This window comes from Anoxybacillus mongoliensis (assembly GCF_014201515.1).
Classification (GTDB): domain Bacteria; phylum Bacillota; class Bacilli; order Bacillales; family Anoxybacillaceae; genus Anoxybacillus; species Anoxybacillus mongoliensis.
The window spans coordinates 65,991-82,616 of the sequence record NZ_JACHEQ010000006.1 but is presented as its reverse complement, the minus strand read 5'-3'; the positions used below and the strand labels follow the sequence as shown (position 1 = coordinate 82,616).

The window sequence follows — 16,626 nt, the reverse complement described above, 5'->3', positions numbered from 1 at the left end:
GACCGTTATCAGTAGTGCTTCCGCTTGTTTTTCGTGTATAATAATCAAAAAATGAAAAAAGTTTGAAAAGGAGAAGGAACGTGGATCAATTTTTAGCATATCCGCTTCGGGAAATACCGTATGTTGTATTGGCGCTTGCGCTTGCGTTTTCTGTCCATGAATTCGCCCACGCATACGTGGCGTATAAATTTGGGGATCCGACGGCAAAACAACAAGGGAGACTGACGTTGTCACCGCTTGCTCACTTAGACATATTAGGGACGTTGCTTATTTTTATTGCTGGGTTCGGTTGGGCGCGTCCGGTACCGGTCAATCGCGGATATTTTCGTCACCCGCGTCTTGCGGGCGTTCTCGTTTCTGTCGCAGGTCCGCTCAGCAATTTGTTGCTTGCGGCCATTGGCTTCGCTTTATGGTATGCGATGATTCGCATCGGTATATTTGAATTCATCCCAATCTGGTTTCGAGACGGATTGTATCAGTTTTTTGAAATTTATATCGGATTGAATATTTTATTGTTCGTTTTTAACTTATTGCCGTTTCCTCCGCTTGATGGTTATCGTATTGTCGAAGATTTAGCACCGATGCACGTGCGTGCGAAAATGACGCAATTTGAAAACTACGGGGCGCTCATTTTTTTAATTCTTATTTTTACGCCATTAGATCAATATACGATTCAACCGATTTTTCATGTCGCTATTCCAGCGGTTGCTCAATGGCTACAAAGTATATTTTCAACACTTATTTTGTAAAGAAAGGATGAATGATCGTGGAAGAGAAAAAAAAGCCGATGTTTAACATTATTAAAAAAGAGCCGAAAGTGCACGGAACGTTTGGAACAGGGGTGCTCAGTTTATCAAACGTTTCTCCAGTCATTATTGACGTTGAAGCAGGTGAAGCGTTCATTGATATGGGGGCGATGCATGCGCGTAGCGTCGTAGAAAAAGGCATTAAATTTACGCCAAATCGCGAAGAAGTGCCAAATGGCAAACTATATTGGCTCGTGTGGGTAACGATTGATCAGATGGAAGAAGGACCGTATTATGCCGGGGTGACGGCATGTGAGATGACGGTCGATCGTGAAGCGCGCCGCGGATATAAATCGCTTCCTGAGCACGTCAATCGGATGGATAAATCATTAAAGCGCCATATTATCGTCGACCATATGGATGGGCGCTCAAAAGAAGTTTTAGCTTCATTTTTACAACAACATAACCGCGACATGTGGGAGCGTTCGAGCGAGGAATTGAAACGTCAGCTTCAAAATCATGGATAAAATGTGACGGTTTTGTGAACGAGGTCATATCCATACTTGTCGTTGAGTGGGAAAAGGAGTAAACTAAAGGTACAAATGTAACACATGATAAAACTAGGACGCATAAACGCCCAAGCATACTCGCTTGGGCGTTTATGTTTTAAAACCAATCAAACAACCGTCTCAACCATGAATCTTTTTCTTTTTGTTTTTTCTTCTTTTTCTTTTCTTTTTGATGGTCTTTGCAGTAGTCAGTCGGCTCTGTGCCGACGACATAGTAGCTTAAGCGTTTGATCGGGCAAGCCGTTGTCGCAAGCTTTCCGCTATGAGGATCGACATATACGCCGATAACCCCTTCTGGTGGCTCAAATGTCGCGACTTTTCTTCCGCGTAAACTATCTTCCATAAAACTGACCCAAATATGTTTTGCGTATTGCTTTTCATCCGTGCGATCAATCGTTTCATCCCGGTCATATCCCGTCCAGACGGCGCTGACGAGCTGCGGCGTATAACCAATCATCCAACTGTCTGTTTTCGTCGTTCCTGATTTTCCAGCATACGGTCGAGTCATACGTGATGTAATCGATTGCCCCGTCACCGAAGCATAGTCATTTAACGTTGGATCAAACATGCCGGTCATTAAATGCGTCGTCACAAAAGCAAGCGCCGGATCGAGTATTTGTTCATCGCTTGACCGTTGTTCATATAGCACTTTTCCTTCATAGTTTGTCACCTTTTTAATAAATACAGGCTCGACTTTTTTTCCGCCATTGGCGATGATACTGTAGGCGCGCGCCATATCAATGACTTTCACAGGTGACGTACCTAGAGCAAGCGACGGCACTTCTTTCAATTTGCTTGTAATACCGAGTTGTTTCGCGATTGCCACAAGCTTGTCTTGTCCAAGTAGCAAATGCGTTTTTACAGCATAAACGTTATCGGAAAGAGCAATCGCTTGAGCAAGTGTAATTGCATCGTTTGCGTAATAGTTGTTAAAGTTTCGAGGTGTATATGTCGAGCCGTCTTCAAGTGTAAATGTTGTCGGTTCACTACGTAATAACGTCGATGGGGTGAACCCATGTTGTAGTGCGACATAATATAAAAACGGTTTAAATGTAGAACCAGGTTGACGTTCTGCTTGTGTTACGCGATTGAACGGGCTTTTTTCATAGTCGCGTCCCCCGACAAGTGCTTTGACTTCTCCTGTTTTTGGTTCCATCGCAACGAGTGCAACTTGAATATTTGATTGTGAATGAATCGTTTCTTTTATTTTTTCCTCCGCGATTGCCTGCATGTTGACATCGAGCGTCGTGTACACACGTAATCCGCCCATTTCAATCGTTTCTTCATCAAGTCTGAGCACCGTTTTTAACATATGCTTGACAGCGTCTTGGAAATATGGGGCAATCGTTTTTGTTTTCATATGCTCGCCGTTTGAAAAATGAAGCGGTTCATTTGCCGCTTGTTTTGCTTCTTCTTTCGATAAAAATTTTGCTTCAACCATCGAATGTAAAACGATGCGTTGCCGTTTCTTTGCTCGTTCTAGATCAACGAGTGGCGAATAGTAGCTTGGGCCTTTCGGAATGCCTGCAAGCATCGCTGCTTCTGCCACGGTCAGCTCACGAGCGGATTTTCCGAAATAAAAGTTAGCAGCTGCCTCAATGCCGTATACGCCATGTCCGTAGTAAATCGTGTTTAAATATCCTTCTAAAATATCATGTTTATCGTAGTTTGCTTCCAGTCGAATCGTATATAGTGCTTCTTGTATTTTGCGCCACCACGTCTTCTCATAGCTTAAAAACAAATTGCGTGCATATTGTTGGGTAATTGTGCTTGCTCCTTGCACTTTTTTCATCGCTTTTATATCGGTAACGATCGCCCCAGCGATGCGCTTCAAATCGAAACCGTAATGGTCAAAAAATTTTCGATCTTCCACCGCAATCGTTGCATCAACGGCGTGTTCAGACATGTCCGATAGTTTAACCCAATATCTTTTCCCACCGTAATGGTTTTCGCCAATTTTCGTCCCATCTTCCGCATAAAAAATCGTCGATTGTGGAACGGCTAAAGGGGGAGGACCTTGCCACTTTGCGAATATAATAAGCCCGACGATCGTGAGCGTGCCTAACAGGCTAGCAACAAACGCAAGCCAAAGAAATAGCCGCATATATTTAAATGTTCGTTTCCATCGTTCGATGGCAATCATCTCCATAGCCATCACCTCATTTTTTACGTTTAAAATTAGTATGAAAACATTTTTATTTTTTTAAACGTTTTCTAGCAATTTTTACTTGAAATTTTGCTAGATTGCTCTATACTTTTTCATGTTTAGCATTTTATTTTTTGGGCATGATAAGCGGTGCATTATTGACGAAAGGGTGTTCAATATGGAACTTTGGTTTACTGAAAAACAGACGGACAACTTTGGAATTACAGCACGAATTAAACGCACTTTACATACAGAGCAAACGGAATTTCAAAAGCTCGATATGGTCGAAACAGAAGAATTCGGGAACATGCTTATTTTAGACGGAATGGTCATGACGACACAAAAAGATGAGTTCGTCTATCATGAAATGGTTGCGCACGTTCCTTTATTTACGCATCCGCATCCAGAAAACGTCCTTGTTGTTGGTGGTGGAGACGGCGGTGTCATTCGCGAAGTGTTAAAGCATCCGAGCGTGAAAAAAGCGACGCTCGTTGAAATTGACGGAAAAGTGATCGAGTATTCAAAAAAATATTTACCGGAAATCGCGGGTCAATTGGACGACCCACGCGTTGAAGTAAAAGTAGATGACGGCTTCATGCACATTGCGCAAAGCGAAAACGAATATGATGTCATTATGGTTGACTCAACAGAGCCTGTCGGTCCAGCAGTTAATTTATTCACAAAAGGGTTTTATGCGGGCATTGCGAAAGCGTTAAAAGAAGACGGCATTTTTGTCGCACAAACAGACAATCCGTGGTTTAAAGCAGATTTAATTCGCACTGTTCAACGTGATGTACGTGAAATTTTCCCAATTACACGTTTATATATCGCAAACATCCCAACATATCCGAGCGGTATGTGGACGTTTACACTCGGTTCAAAAAAATATGATCCGCTTGAAGTAAGCGATGATCGCTTCCACGATATTGAAACGAAATATTATACAAAACAGCTTCATAAAGCATGCTTCGTATTGCCGAAATTTGTTGAAGACCTAGTGAAGTAAGGAGAGAAAACGATGCGATTTGATGAGGCGTATTCCGGTAACGTATTTATTAAAAGTCATCCAAATTTTGAAGAAAGCCAAGCGGTTATTTACGGAATGCCAATGGACTGGACGGTGAGCTACCGTCCGGGTTCTCGCTTCGGTCCAGCGCGCATTCGCGAAGTGTCGATTGGGCTTGAAGAATATAGCCCATATTTAGACCGTGAGCTGGATGAAGTGAAATATTTTGATGCAGGTGATATTCCTTTACCATTTGGTAACGCTCAGCGCAGTTTAGACATGATTGAACAGTTTGTTGATCGTATATTGGAAGCGGGAAAATTTCCGCTCGGTCTTGGTGGCGAACATTTAGTGTCTTGGCCGGTCATGAAAGCGGTGTATAAGAAATATCCAGACTTAGCGATTATTCATATGGATGCTCACACAGATTTGCGCGAGCATTACGAAGGCGAGCCGTTATCTCATTCCACGCCAATTCGTAAAATTGCTGAGCTTATCGGACCGAAAAATGTATATTCTTTCGGCATTCGTTCTGGAATGAAAGAAGAATTTGAGTGGGCAAAAGAAAACGGCATGTATATCGCAAAATTTGACGTGCTTGAGCCGTTAAAAGAAGTGCTTCCGACGCTTGCGGGTCGCTCGGTATATGTCACGATCGACATTGACGTATTAGACCCAGCGCATGCGCCAGGAACAGGAACCGTCGATGCAGGCGGTATTACGTCAAAAGAACTATTAGCTGCGATTCACGCCATCGCTCGTTCCGATGTGCGCGTTGTCGGAGCAGATTTAGTTGAAGTTGCACCTGTATATGACCATTCTGAACAAACAGCCAACACAGCAAGCAAGCTTGTACGGGAAATGCTTCTCGGTTGGGTAAAATAAAGATCAATCCCTGTCGGTGAGACAGGGATTTTTTTCATAAAACTATTGCCAACGTCATACATTGAAAGTAACATTTACATAGTGTCAATATTGGAAAGGAGGTGAAAAAATGGGCATTCGATTAATTAAAATTTCTGCTGTTTATTTCGCAATTGGCGTCTGTTTAGGGCTTTATATGTCGATGACGCACGTTTTTACATTTACACCTGTTCACGTTCATATTAACTTGCTTGGTTGGACAGCGTTGACGCTTGCTGGCATTTTATATCATTTATTCCCTCATGTTGCGGAAACGAAAACAGCGAAATTACATTTTTGGCTTCATAACGTCGGTTTACCAGCAATGATGATCGGCTTAGCGTTTGTCGTCTCTGGAAATGAAGCGTTCATTCCATTGACAGCGCTCGGAGGTACTCTTGTGACGCTCGCCGTACTCGTGTTTGCATGGAATGTATTAAAAAACTTAAAGCAGGTGTAATATGTTAGGCGGTCTCTAAAAAGAGGCCGCCTATTGCATGTATGCGCCTCTTTTTCTATACTTAACTACAGTCACAACAACAGCAAGGATGTGGGGAAGGTGAACGGAACACCAATACAACTCAAGCAAGTGACAGAAATTCGTGACGGTGCACGAAAAGAAATTGTTGTCATTGAGGCAAATGGTTTATACTACTTAAAAGGAGACGCAACGTATGTGACGTTTGAAGAGACGTACGAAGGAGAAACGATCAAAAATATTGTGAAGATTGCCAATGATGAAGTCGTCGTTCTTCGTTCCGGTGCAGTCTCGATGCGCCATACGTTCCGTAAACAGTCAGAAACGGTCGGCACGTACGAAAGTCCGGTGGCGCGCTGGGAAATGAAAACAAAAACAGAACAAGTTTTGTATCAGTATAATGAAAAAACAAAAAAAGGGCAGTTGTTTTTTTCCTACATACTCCATTTATCTGGGAAACATGTCGGTCGTCATGCAGTGACGATTTCGTTTAAGGAGGCAAAAAAATGAACATTGTTGAACAAATGAAACAAAAACTAAAAGAAGAAATTAAAGAAGCGGTCATTCGCTCAGGCGTCGCGACAGAAGCAGACGTTCCAAGCGTCATTTTAGAGACGCCGAAAGACAAAGCGCACGGCGATTATTCAACAAACGTCGCGATGCAACTCGCGCGCGTTGCGAAAAAGGCACCACGTATGATTGCGGAAGACATCGTGCATCATTTTAACGGTGAAGCTGTGTTCGTGAAAAAAGTAGACATTGCTGGACCAGGGTTTATTAATTTTTACATGGACAATCGTTATTTAACTGAGCTCGTTCCGACCATTTTACAAGCAGGGGACGCGTACGGTGAAACAAACGTCGGCAATGGACAAAAAGTGCAAGTCGAGTTTGTTTCCGCAAACCCGACAGGTAGCTTACATTTAGGTCATGCGCGTGGAGCAGCTGTTGGCGATTCATTATGCAACATTTTGAAAAAAGCAGGTTTTGACGTCACACGTGAATATTACATTAACGATGCTGGCAATCAAATCGCCAATTTAGCCAAGTCGGTCGAAGCGCGTTATTTTCAAGCGCTTGGTATCGATAAGGACATGCCAGAAGACGGCTACTTCGGTGAAGATATTATTGAGCTAGGGAAAAAATTAGCAGAAGAACATGGCGACAAGTTTGTCGCGCTCGATGAACAAGAGCGACTTCAACAATTCCGTGAACATGGGTTAGCGTTTGAAATGGATAAAATTAAAAAAGATTTAGCCGACTTCCGCGTCACATTTGATGTTTGGTATTCGGAAACATCGCTTTACCATAACGGAAAAATTGAGAAGGCGCTTGAAACGTTGCGCGAAAAAGGGCATATTTACGAGCAAGATGGCGCGACATGGTTCCGCTCGACGACATTCGGTGATGACAAAGACCGTGTACTTATTAAACAAGATGGCACGTACACGTATTTATTGCCGGACATTGCATACCATCAAGATAAACTTGAGCGTGGATTTGAAAAAATTATTAACATTTGGGGCGCGGATCATCACGGTTACATTCCGCGCATGAAGGCGGCAATCGCCGCACTCGGATACGACCCAAATGTGTTAGAAGTTGAAATTATTCAGCTCGTTAGTTTATATCAAAACGGTGAGAAAGTACGTATGAGCAAACGGACAGGGAAGGCGGTTACGTTGCGTGACTTAATGGAAGAAGTCGGACTGGACGCTACGCGCTATTTCTTTGCGATGCGCTCATCAGATACGCATTTAGATTTCGATATGGATTTAGCTGTATCGCAATCAAACGAAAACCCTGTATATTATGCACAATATGCCCATGCGCGCGTATGCAGCATGCTTCGTCAAGGCGAAGAACAAGGGTTATCTTATGATGGTGACCTATCTTTTACGTACGAATTAGCGGAAAAAGAAATCGACTTATTGAAAAAGCTTGGGGAGTTTCCTTCAGCTGTTGCGGAAGCAGCGGTGAAGCGTTCACCACATCGAATGACGAACTACATTTTCGATCTTGCCTCTGCATTGCATAGTTTTTACAATGCGGAAAAAGTGCTTGATGCAGCGAACGTGGAAAAAAGTCGCGCTCGCTTAGCACTTATGAAAGCTGTACAAATTACATTAAAAAATGCTTTAGCGCTTGTCGGTGTACATGCTCCTGAAAAAATGTAATACGAAAGAGGGTGTCCTAAATGACGGGGGCACCCTCTTTTACTACAATAACGGAGACATCCATGTCGCAACCCCTTCTTTCAGCCGATGAAGCCAAGATTGCTTGCGAAAATATTCCGCTGTCAACAACGTTGATGTGTCGATGTCTTTGGCGATCGTTTGTTTGACATGTTGAATGAACGATTTGTCATATATGTAACAATTTATTTCGTAGTTGATAAACAAACTGCGGCGATCGAAATTGGCGGTGCCGATATCACATATGTCATCATCAATGACGATCACTTTTGCATGGTAAAATCCGTTATAAAACTGATAAATACGTGCCCCTGCCCCAAGAAGTTGACGAAAATAAGGGAATGAAGCTTCTTTCACAAACGGATGATCGGCTTGCATCGGCACCATAATCGTCAGTTGAACGCCTCGTTTCATCGCTTCAAGAAGGGAATTCATAATTTTTTTACTTGGAATAAAATATGGGGTCCCGATGATGATTTCCTGTTTTGCTTGTTTAATCAGCTGAATAAATTCATCTTCTAAATACTTCCCGTCCGTTGGAAGAAAACGATGTTTCATCATTCCTTTTTGAAGGGGAGGAAAATACCGTTCATCATCCCCAAACGATTGCCCAGTCGCTTTTGTCCAGTCTTCTTGAAACTGTCGCTGCAAGTCATGCACACCTTCTCCGACAATCTTCAAATGATAGTCACGCCAATGGCCAAACTTCGGATCTTGACCGATATATTCTTTCCCGACGTTAAACCCACCTAAGTAGCCAATTTTCCCGTCAATAACAGTAATTTTCCGATGATTCCGTTCGTTCAATTTGTAGAAAAAAAACGGCAATGTCGGACGGTTCGCAAAAGCAAATTGCCCACTTTTTTGTCGGAGGGAAGCCGGTAACCCGAAGCTGCCGACCCAATCGACGAGCAGACGTACTTCTACCCCTTCGTTTACTTTTTGCTCAAGTAAAGAAAAAAATCGTTGACCCATTTCATCATCGCGTACGATGTAAAATAAAATGTGAATATGATGTTTCGCTTGTTCTAACTGTGCAAAATAGTCATCAAACAACGTTTCACCTGTCGTAAATAGCGTAATGTCGCTTTCACGTTCAATGCCGACCTTTTTTCGTGCTGATGCTTTTGACACTTTATCGCCCCATTTATAATCAAGCAAAAGAAGAAACAATAAAATGATCGCAATGACGAGCCAACGCATGCCTCCACTCCTTTCTTTCGTGTAGTTTCCCCAAAAAGAAAATAAAAAATGAGAAAAAATATTGACTGAATGCTCATTCATTATATAATGAAAGTAAGTTTGTTCAGAAAATTTATTTTATTTTTACAACAAAGGGGGAAGGGTATTGTGCTTTGGTTGAACTGGATCGCTTTTTTGCTTGTGACAGCGTACGCTGTTCATCTATTTGTCTATCTCGTCAAAACGCGCATTGCGTATATTAAGCTAGGGAAAAAAGTTGAGTTTGATGGAAAAGTAAAAGAACGTCTGCAAAACATATGGATCAACGTTTTTGGGCAAAAAAAGCTATTAAAAGATAAAAAAAGTGGCATTATTCACGTCATGTTCTTTTACGGCTTTATTCTCGTTCAATTTGGTGCTATTGACTTCATCATTAAAGGACTTGTACCGGGAGCGCACTTGCCGCTCGGGCCACTTTATCCAGCGTTTACGTTTTTTCAAGAAATTGTGACATTACTTATTTTAGTGGCGGTATTATGGGCGTTTTATCGTCGTTACATTGAAAAGCTTGTCCGCTTAAAACGTGATTTCAAAGCAGGACTTGTTCTTATTTTTATCGGTGGACTTATGCTTTCCGTGCTGTTTGGAAATGGCATGGGGCGCATTTGGCATAACGAAGGAACGTCATGGAGCGAACCTGTCGCTTCTGCGATTGCGCTTGCGTTTAGTTGGGTAGGAGAAACAGGAGCAGCAGTATTGTTTTTTGTTGCTTGGTGGGTGCACTTGCTGATTTTATTAACGTTTTTAGTGTACGTGCCACAATCGAAACATGCCCATTTAATCGCTGGACCAGTCAATGTCTTTTTTAGTCGGTTAACGAGACCGAAGCTTGAGAAAATCAACTTTGAAGATGAGACGCAAGAGGCGTTTGGTGTTGGGAAAATTGAAGATTTTAAGCAAACGCAACTCATCGATTTATATGCGTGTGTCGAGTGCGGGCGCTGCACGAACATGTGTCCAGCAACGGGGACAGGGAAAATGTTATCACCGATGGATCTTATTTTAAAATTGCGCGACCATTTAACTGAAAAAGGCGCAGCCATCACATCGAAAGCTCCTTGGGTACCAACGTTTGCGTTTGCGAATACAAAAGGAAACCAACTCGCCTTCATGGCGCAAGGAATGCAAGAACAAGCCGCAACGATCGAAATGCCAAATTTGATTGGCGATGTCATTACGGAAGAAGAAATTTGGGCATGTACGACGTGTCGCAACTGTGAAGACCAATGCCCAGTTATGAATGAACATGTCGATAAAATTATTGACTTACGTCGTTACCTCGTATTAACAGAAGGAAAGTTAAACCCTGATGCACAGCGTGCGATGACAAATATCGAACGTCAAGGAAATCCATGGGGACTGAATCGCAAAGAAAAGGAAAATTGGCGCGAGTTGCGTGAAGATGTCCGGATTCCGACAGTAAAAGAAATGCAAAAAGCTGGAGAAGAATTCGAATATTTATTCTGGGTCGGCTCGATGGGTTCATTCGATAACCGAAGCCAAAAAATTGCGTTAGCTTTTGCGCGCCTATTAAATGAAGCAGGCGTGAAATTTGCGATTTTAGGCAACAAGGAGAAAAACTCTGGCGATACGCCGCGCCGTTTAGGAAACGAATTTTTATTCCAAGAATTAGCAACATCTAACATTGCAGAGTTTGAAAAAGCAGGTGTGAAAAAAATTGTGACGATCGATCCGCATGCGTATAACACATTCAAAAATGAATATCCGGATTTCGGCTTTGAAGCGGAAGTATATCACCATACAGAGTTACTAGCAAAGCTTGTGGAAGAAGGTCGTCTCGTCCCGAAATATGAAGTCAACGAAGTCGTTACATTCCACGATTCATGTTATTTAGGCAGATATAACGATGTATACGATGCACCGCGTCAAATTTTGAAAGCGATTCCGGGTGTGAAGCTCGTGGAAATGGCACGCCATCGCGAAACAGGCATGTGTTGCGGTGCAGGTGGCGGATTAATGTGGATGGAAGAAACGACAGGCACGCGCATTAACGTAGCGCGCACAGAACAGGCGCTTGAAGTGAATCCAACAGTTATTAGCTCGGGCTGTCCGTACTGTTTAACGATGTTATCAGATGGAACAAAAGCAAAAGAAGTGGAAGAAAAAGTCGGCACGTATGATGTTGCTGAGTTGTTAGAAAAGGCTGTATTTGGACCTGTTCATTAAAAAATTCTAAAAAAAATAAATAGTTTTATTTTTAAGACATTTTAAGTATAATGAAAGCAACGGGAAGGTGTGCGGTTTCGTGCGCCTTCTTTGCCCGTCCATCATTGAACGAGCGTTCGCTCAACATTTTTGAAAGGGCTTTCTTATGAAGAAAAGGGGGAGAAACATGGGGAAAACGGTCATTGTTAGCGGGGTACGTACGCCATTTGGAAAATTTGGTGGAAGTTTAAGTGCATTCAGCGCTGCGCAGCTTGGAGGTATGGCAATCAAAGAGGCGCTCATGCGCGCAAATATGAATGCAGAAGATGTCGATGAAGTCGTTTTTGGTACTGTATTGCAAGGTGGACAAGGACAACTTCCATCGCGACAAGCGGCCAGAGAAGCAGGCATTCCGTGGGAGACGAAAACAGAAACGATTAATAAAGTGTGCGCCTCAGGGATGCGTAGTGTCACGCTCGGTGATCAAATTATTCGTGCTGGGGACGCGGATGTCATCGTTGCAGGTGGAATGGAATCGATGAGCAATGCACCGTATATATTGCCGAAAGCACGCTGGGGACTGCGCATGGGTGATTCGACGGTAAAAGATTTAATGGTGTATGACGGATTAACATGCAGTTTTACAGGCGTGCATATGGGCATTTACGGAAGTGAGACGGCAAAAGAGTTAGGTATTACGCGTGAAGAGCAAGATCGTTGGGCGTATCGAAGTCATCAATTAGCCATTGCAGCGATCGAAAGCGGTAAGTTTGCGGAAGAAATCGTTCCGGTTACGATTCCACAACGAAAAGGTGAATCGATCACGGTAGCGGTTGATGAATCACCGCGCAAAGATACGTCGCTTGAAAAATTAGCGAAGCTTGCGCCTGTGTTTGATCCAACAGGCACGATCACAGCAGGCAATGCGCCAGGGGTAAATGATGGGGCAGCTGCGCTTGTATTAATGAGCGAAGAACGGGCGCAACAAGAAGGGCTCACCCCGCTTGCGACGATTGTCGCGCATACGGCAATTGCCATTGAAGCGAAAGATTTTCCGAAAACGCCAGGCATCGTCATCAATGAATTGTTGCGTAAAACAGGAAAAACAGTAAACGACATTGATTTATTTGAAATTAACGAAGCGTTCGCTGCTGTCGCTTTAGCAAGCATGAAAATTGCCGACTTGCCGGAAGAAAAAGTAAACGTCAACGGCGGTGCTATTGCGCTTGGGCATCCGATCGGTGCAAGCGGGGCGCGCATTATTATTACGCTCATTCACGAATTAAAACGCCGTGGTGGTGGCCTTGGCATTGCAGCGATTTGTAGCGGCGGCGGTCAAGGCGATGCAGTAATGATTGAAGTTCATTAACGGGGGATGGAACGATGAAAAAAGTGATGGTTGTTGGTGCTGGTCAAATGGGGTCAGGGATTGCTCAAGTGTGTGCCACAGCAGGATATGACGTCATTTTAAACGATGTCAATGAAGAGCGCGTACAATGGGGGCTGAACAATATTGCGAAAAGCATCAATAAGTTTGTTGAAAAAGGAACATTCAGCGCACAACAGCGCGATGAAGTGATCGGTCGCATTCGTCCATCGACAACTTTGCAAGATGGAAGCGATGTCGATGTCGTCATCGAAGCGGTTGTTGAAAATATGGATGTGAAAACAGCATTGTTTGCACAGCTAGATGAAATCACTCCTCCGCATGCCATTTTAGCGACAAATACGTCCTCACTACCGATTACAGAAATTGCCGCAGCAACGAAACGACCAGAGAAAGTCATTGGCATGCATTTTATGAATCCAGTACCGATTATGAAACTCGTTGAAATTATTCGCGGTCTCGCGACGACTGACGAAGTATATGAAGCGATCGAACAAATGACAAAAACGTTAGGAAAAGTACCGGTTGAAGTAAACGATTTCCCAGGATTTGTTTCCAATCGTGTATTAATGCCGATGATTAACGAAGCGATTTATTGTTTATACGAAGGTGTGGCGACGAAAGAAGCGATTGACGAAGTGATGAAACTTGGCATGAATCATCCAATGGGACCGCTCACCTTAGCGGACTTTATCGGCTTAGATACGTGTCTATACATTATGGAAGTGCTTCATGATGGGCTTGGTGACGATAAATATCGTCCGTGTCCGCTTTTACGTAAATATGTGAAAGCGGGTTGGCTCGGACGAAAAACAGGGCGAGGATTTTACACGTACGAATAAAGGGGTTGTCAGCATGAATTTACATTTTACAGAAGAACAGCAAATGATGCGTCAAATGGTGCGCGAGTTTGCTGAAAATGAAATTGCACCGTTCGTTGAACGGATGGAGCGCGGAGAGTTTCCGCGCCCGATTCTTGAAAAAATGGCGGAGCTCGGCTTAATGGGGATTACTGTACCTGAGCAATATGGCGGTGCGGGGATGGATTTTACGTCATATATCATTGCGATACACGAAATTTCAAAAGTGAGCGCTGTCGTAGGGGTCATTTTATCTGTCCATACGTCTGTCGGCACAAATCCGATTTTATATTTCGGAACGGAGGAGCAAAAGCGAAAATATGTGCCGAAGCTCGCGCGCGGTGAATATTTAGGAGCGTTTTGCTTAACAGAACCAGGATCAGGATCGGATGCAGCAAGCTTAAAAACGACAGCCATTCGCGATGGTGACCATTATGTATTAAATGGCTCGAAAGTATTTATTACAAACGGTGGGGAAGCGGATACGTATATCGTATTTGCTCGTACAAATCCAGAAGAAAAAGGAAGTAAAGGAGTAAGCGCATTTATCGTTGAAAAACATACGCCAGGTCTTATCATCGGAAAAGACGAGAAAAAAATGGGGTTGCACGGCTCACGTACGGTTCAATTATCGTTTGAAGATATGCGCGTGCCTGCGGAAAACTTACTCGGTCAAGAAGGGGACGGATTTAAAATCGCGATGGCTAACTTAGATAGCGGTCGCATCGGGATTGCGGCTCAATCGCTTGGTATTGCCGAAGCCGCGCTTGAACATGCAACGAATTATGCGAAAGAACGCATTCAATTCGGTAAGCCGATCGCCGAACAACAAGGCATTGCGTTTAAACTAGCCGATATGGCAACGAACGTTGAAGCGGCCAAACTGCTCGTTTATCATGCTGCTTTTTTACGTTCAAACGGCATGCCGTGTGGAAAAGAAGCGTCGATGGCGAAGCTGTTTGCATCAAAAACAGCGATGGAAAACGCCATTGAAGCGGTACAAATTTTCGGAGGCAACGGCTACACAGAAGACTATCCAGTTGAACGATTATTCCGCGATGCGAAAGTATGCGAAATTTATGAAGGGACGAGTGAAATTCAACGGCTTGTCATTAGTAAACATTTGTTGAGGGGGATGGGAAAATGAATTTTCAACTTAGCGAAGAACATGAAATGATACGAAAAATGGTGCGCGATTTTGCGAAAAACGAAGTGGCACCGACAGCAGCAGAACGTGATGAAGAAGAACGTTTTGATCGCGACATTTTTAATAAAATGGCGGAGCTCGGTTTGACGGGCATCCCGTGGCCAGAGGAATACGGTGGTATCGGTAGCGATTATTTAGCATACGTCATCGCTGTGGAGGAGCTTTCAAAGGTGTGCGCCTCGACAGGAGTGACGCTTTCCGCTCACATTTCGTTAGCAAGTTGGCCGATTTATAAATTTGGAACAGAACAACAAAAACAAACGTATTTACGAGCATTAGCGACAGGAGAAAAGCTTGGGGCGTACGGTTTGTCTGAACCAGGAGCAGGTTCTGACGTTTCAGCAATGAAAACGCGTGCTGTAAAGGATGGCGATCATTACGTATTAAACGGCTCAAAAGTATGGATTACAAACGGTGGGGAAGCAGACATTTATGTTGTTTTTGCGGTGACAGATCCAGAGAAAAAACATCGTGGTATTAGCGCATTTATTGTTGAAAAAGGAACGCCTGGATTTTCGATCGGGAAAAAAGAGAAAAAGCTTGGCATTCGTTCATCACCAACAACCGAGCTTATTTTTGAAGATTGTCGCATTCCGAAAGAAAATTTGCTTGGTGAAGAAGGAGAAGGATTTAAAATTGCGATGATGACGCTTGATGGCGGTCGAAATGGCATCGCTGCGCAAGCGGTCGGCATCGCTCAAGGGGCGTTGGATGCAGCGGTAGAATATGCGAAAGGACGTATTCAATTCGGTAAGCCAATTGCAGAACAACAAGGCATTGCCTTTAAGCTAGCTGATATGGCAACAGCAATTGAAGCTGCTCGTTTACTAACATATCAAGCGGCATGGCTTGAATCAAACGGTTTACCGTATGGAAAAGAATCAGCGATGGCGAAATTGTTTGCAGGGGACACGGCGATGAAAGTGACCGTTGAAGCAGTACAAATTTTTGGTGGCTACGGTTACACGAAAGACTATCCAGTGGAGCGATTTATGCGCGATGCAAAAATTACGCAAATTTATGAAGGGACGCAAGAAATTCAACGCATCGTCATTTCAAGAATGTTAACGAAATAGGAGGGGTGTGATGAAAAAGCGTGAAGTGCCAGCGTCTGTCAAAGATGAGCGGCTTGTGAAAAAAAGGCGCAACCAAATGATTAAAGGGGCGATTTCGCTATTTAAACAAAAAGGGTTCCATCAAACGACGACGCGCGAAATTGCCCGCGCTTCTGGCTTTAGCATCGGGACGCTATACGAATACATTCGCAAAAAAGAAGACGTCCTTTATTTAGTGTGCGATCGCATTTACGATGAAGTGCGCGACCGCATGGAACAAGCTATTGATACGACACAAGGGGATTTAGACAGCTTAAAATTAGCGATTGCTTACTATTTCCGTGTCGTTGATGAACTGCAAGATGAAGTGCTCGTCATGTATCAAGAGGCAAAATCACTTGGTAAAGAATCGCTTCCTTATGTACTTAATAAAGAATTGCAAATGGTTGCGATGTTCGAACATATTTTGCGACGCTGTGTAGACAATGGGGTATTTTCTTTAACGGAACAAGAAATTCAATTATTTGCACATAACATTTTCGTTCTCGGTCAAATGTGGGGGTTTCGACGCTGGGCGTTGAAAAAAATGTATACGCTCGATGAATATATTCAATTGCAAACAAAGCTATTGCTTGAAGGGCTTATGAAGCGGTAGCGAAAGGGGAT

General features: G+C 43.4%; 15 protein-coding genes. 13 read left to right on the top strand and 2 right to left on the bottom strand.

Translation table 11 applies throughout. The features are described 5' to 3' along the window. The first annotated feature begins 80 nt into the window (after positions 1 to 80). Both HNR43_RS07155 and HNR43_RS07150 read left to right on the top strand, forming a co-directional pair. Positions 81 to 749, top strand: coding sequence for a site-2 protease family protein (locus tag HNR43_RS07155; protein WP_055440807.1), 669 nt, complete (start codon positions 81 to 83; stop codon positions 747 to 749). A 17-nt stretch (positions 750 to 766) separates the two neighbouring features. Next, entirely contained in the window at positions 767 to 1,273 is a 507-nt protein-coding gene (locus HNR43_RS07150) for a YwhD family protein (protein ID WP_183242538.1), read from the top strand. A gap of 139 nt (positions 1,274 to 1,412) precedes the next feature. On the opposite strand, the gene HNR43_RS07145 is transcribed toward HNR43_RS07150, so the two are convergent. Then, positions 1,413 to 3,464, bottom strand: a complete 2,052-nt coding sequence (locus tag HNR43_RS07145; RefSeq protein WP_183242536.1) for a transglycosylase domain-containing protein — start codon at positions 3,462 to 3,464, stop codon at positions 1,413 to 1,415. A gap of 175 nt (positions 3,465 to 3,639) precedes the next feature. Between HNR43_RS07145 and speE the strand changes: the two genes are divergently transcribed. The 5 genes from speE (at position 3,640) to argS (ending at position 8,025) form a co-directional block, all read left to right on the top strand. Next, a complete protein-coding gene (gene speE / locus HNR43_RS07140; protein ID WP_183242534.1) occupies positions 3,640 to 4,467 on the top strand; it encodes a polyamine aminopropyltransferase in 828 nt (275 codons plus the stop codon). A gap of 12 nt (positions 4,468 to 4,479) precedes the next feature. Continuing rightward, positions 4,480 to 5,352, top strand: coding sequence for an agmatinase (speB, locus tag HNR43_RS07135; RefSeq protein WP_183242532.1), 873 nt, complete (start codon positions 4,480 to 4,482; stop codon positions 5,350 to 5,352). A gap of 109 nt (positions 5,353 to 5,461) precedes the next feature. Next, entirely contained in the window at positions 5,462 to 5,830 is a 369-nt protein-coding gene (locus HNR43_RS07130) for a cytochrome-c oxidase (protein ID WP_183242530.1), read from the top strand. 90 nt (positions 5,831 to 5,920) lie between these two features. Beyond that, positions 5,921 to 6,358, top strand: coding sequence for a YwiB family protein (locus tag HNR43_RS07125; protein WP_055440803.1), 438 nt, complete (start codon positions 5,921 to 5,923; stop codon positions 6,356 to 6,358). After that, the gene (argS, locus tag HNR43_RS07120; protein ID WP_183242528.1) at positions 6,355 to 8,025 is read left to right on the top strand and encodes an arginine--tRNA ligase; all 1,671 of its coding nucleotides are present in this window, start codon (positions 6,355 to 6,357) and stop codon (positions 8,023 to 8,025) included. The genes HNR43_RS07125 and argS overlap by 4 nt, the downstream gene beginning before the upstream one ends. 42 nt (positions 8,026 to 8,067) lie before the next feature. On the opposite strand, the gene cls is transcribed toward argS, so the two are convergent. Continuing rightward, positions 8,068 to 9,246, bottom strand: coding sequence for a cardiolipin synthase (gene cls / locus HNR43_RS07115; RefSeq protein WP_246346271.1), 1,179 nt, complete (start codon positions 9,244 to 9,246; stop codon positions 8,068 to 8,070). 87 nt (positions 9,247 to 9,333) lie between these two features. Between cls and HNR43_RS07110 the strand changes: the two genes are divergently transcribed. The 6 genes from HNR43_RS07110 (at position 9,334) to HNR43_RS07085 (ending at position 16,615) form a co-directional block, all read left to right on the top strand. Further along, entirely contained in the window at positions 9,334 to 11,472 is a 2,139-nt protein-coding gene (locus HNR43_RS07110) for a (Fe-S)-binding protein (protein ID WP_183242698.1), read from the top strand. A 166-nt stretch (positions 11,473 to 11,638) separates the two neighbouring features. Next, positions 11,639 to 12,820, top strand: a complete 1,182-nt coding sequence (locus HNR43_RS07105) for an acetyl-CoA C-acetyltransferase (RefSeq protein ID WP_183242524.1) — start codon at positions 11,639 to 11,641, stop codon at positions 12,818 to 12,820. Between the two features lie 14 nt (positions 12,821 to 12,834). After that, positions 12,835 to 13,680, top strand: a complete 846-nt coding sequence (locus HNR43_RS07100) for a 3-hydroxybutyryl-CoA dehydrogenase (protein WP_183242522.1) — start codon at positions 12,835 to 12,837, stop codon at positions 13,678 to 13,680. 13 nt (positions 13,681 to 13,693) lie between these two features. Next, a complete protein-coding gene (locus tag HNR43_RS07095) occupies positions 13,694 to 14,845 on the top strand; it encodes an acyl-CoA dehydrogenase (RefSeq protein ID WP_055440798.1) in 1,152 nt (383 codons plus the stop codon). Then, positions 14,842 to 15,981, top strand: coding sequence for an acyl-CoA dehydrogenase (locus HNR43_RS07090; RefSeq protein ID WP_183242520.1), 1,140 nt, complete (start codon positions 14,842 to 14,844; stop codon positions 15,979 to 15,981). The genes HNR43_RS07095 and HNR43_RS07090 overlap by 4 nt, the downstream gene beginning before the upstream one ends. Positions 15,982 to 15,991: 10 nt before the next feature. Continuing rightward, positions 15,992 to 16,615 (top strand): TetR/AcrR family transcriptional regulator, encoded by a 624-nt coding sequence (locus tag HNR43_RS07085; protein ID WP_183242518.1) that lies wholly within the window; start codon positions 15,992 to 15,994, stop codon positions 16,613 to 16,615. Positions 16,616 to 16,626 lie beyond the last annotated feature (11 nt).

Coding starts and splice junctions, on each gene's coding strand:
- cls (WP_246346271.1), bottom strand. CDS start 9,246: ATGCGTTGGCTCGTCATTGCGATCATTTTATTGTTTCTTCTTTTGCTT.
- HNR43_RS07145 (WP_183242536.1), bottom strand. CDS start 3,464: ATGGAGATGATTGCCATCGAACGATGGAAACGAACATTTAAATATATG.
- speB (WP_183242532.1), top strand. CDS start 4,480: ATGCGATTTGATGAGGCGTATTCCGGTAACGTATTTATTAAAAGTCAT.
- argS (WP_183242528.1), top strand. CDS start 6,355: ATGAACATTGTTGAACAAATGAAACAAAAACTAAAAGAAGAAATTAAA.
- HNR43_RS07110 (WP_183242698.1), top strand. CDS start 9,334: ATGAAAGTAAGTTTGTTCAGAAAATTTATTTTATTTTTACAACAAAGG.
- HNR43_RS07095 (WP_055440798.1), top strand. CDS start 13,694: ATGAATTTACATTTTACAGAAGAACAGCAAATGATGCGTCAAATGGTG.
- HNR43_RS07090 (WP_183242520.1), top strand. CDS start 14,842: ATGAATTTTCAACTTAGCGAAGAACATGAAATGATACGAAAAATGGTG.
- HNR43_RS07105 (WP_183242524.1), top strand. CDS start 11,639: ATGGGGAAAACGGTCATTGTTAGCGGGGTACGTACGCCATTTGGAAAA.
- speE (WP_183242534.1), top strand. CDS start 3,640: ATGGAACTTTGGTTTACTGAAAAACAGACGGACAACTTTGGAATTACA.
- HNR43_RS07100 (WP_183242522.1), top strand. CDS start 12,835: ATGAAAAAAGTGATGGTTGTTGGTGCTGGTCAAATGGGGTCAGGGATT.
- HNR43_RS07130 (WP_183242530.1), top strand. CDS start 5,462: ATGGGCATTCGATTAATTAAAATTTCTGCTGTTTATTTCGCAATTGGC.
- HNR43_RS07085 (WP_183242518.1), top strand. CDS start 15,992: ATGAAAAAGCGTGAAGTGCCAGCGTCTGTCAAAGATGAGCGGCTTGTG.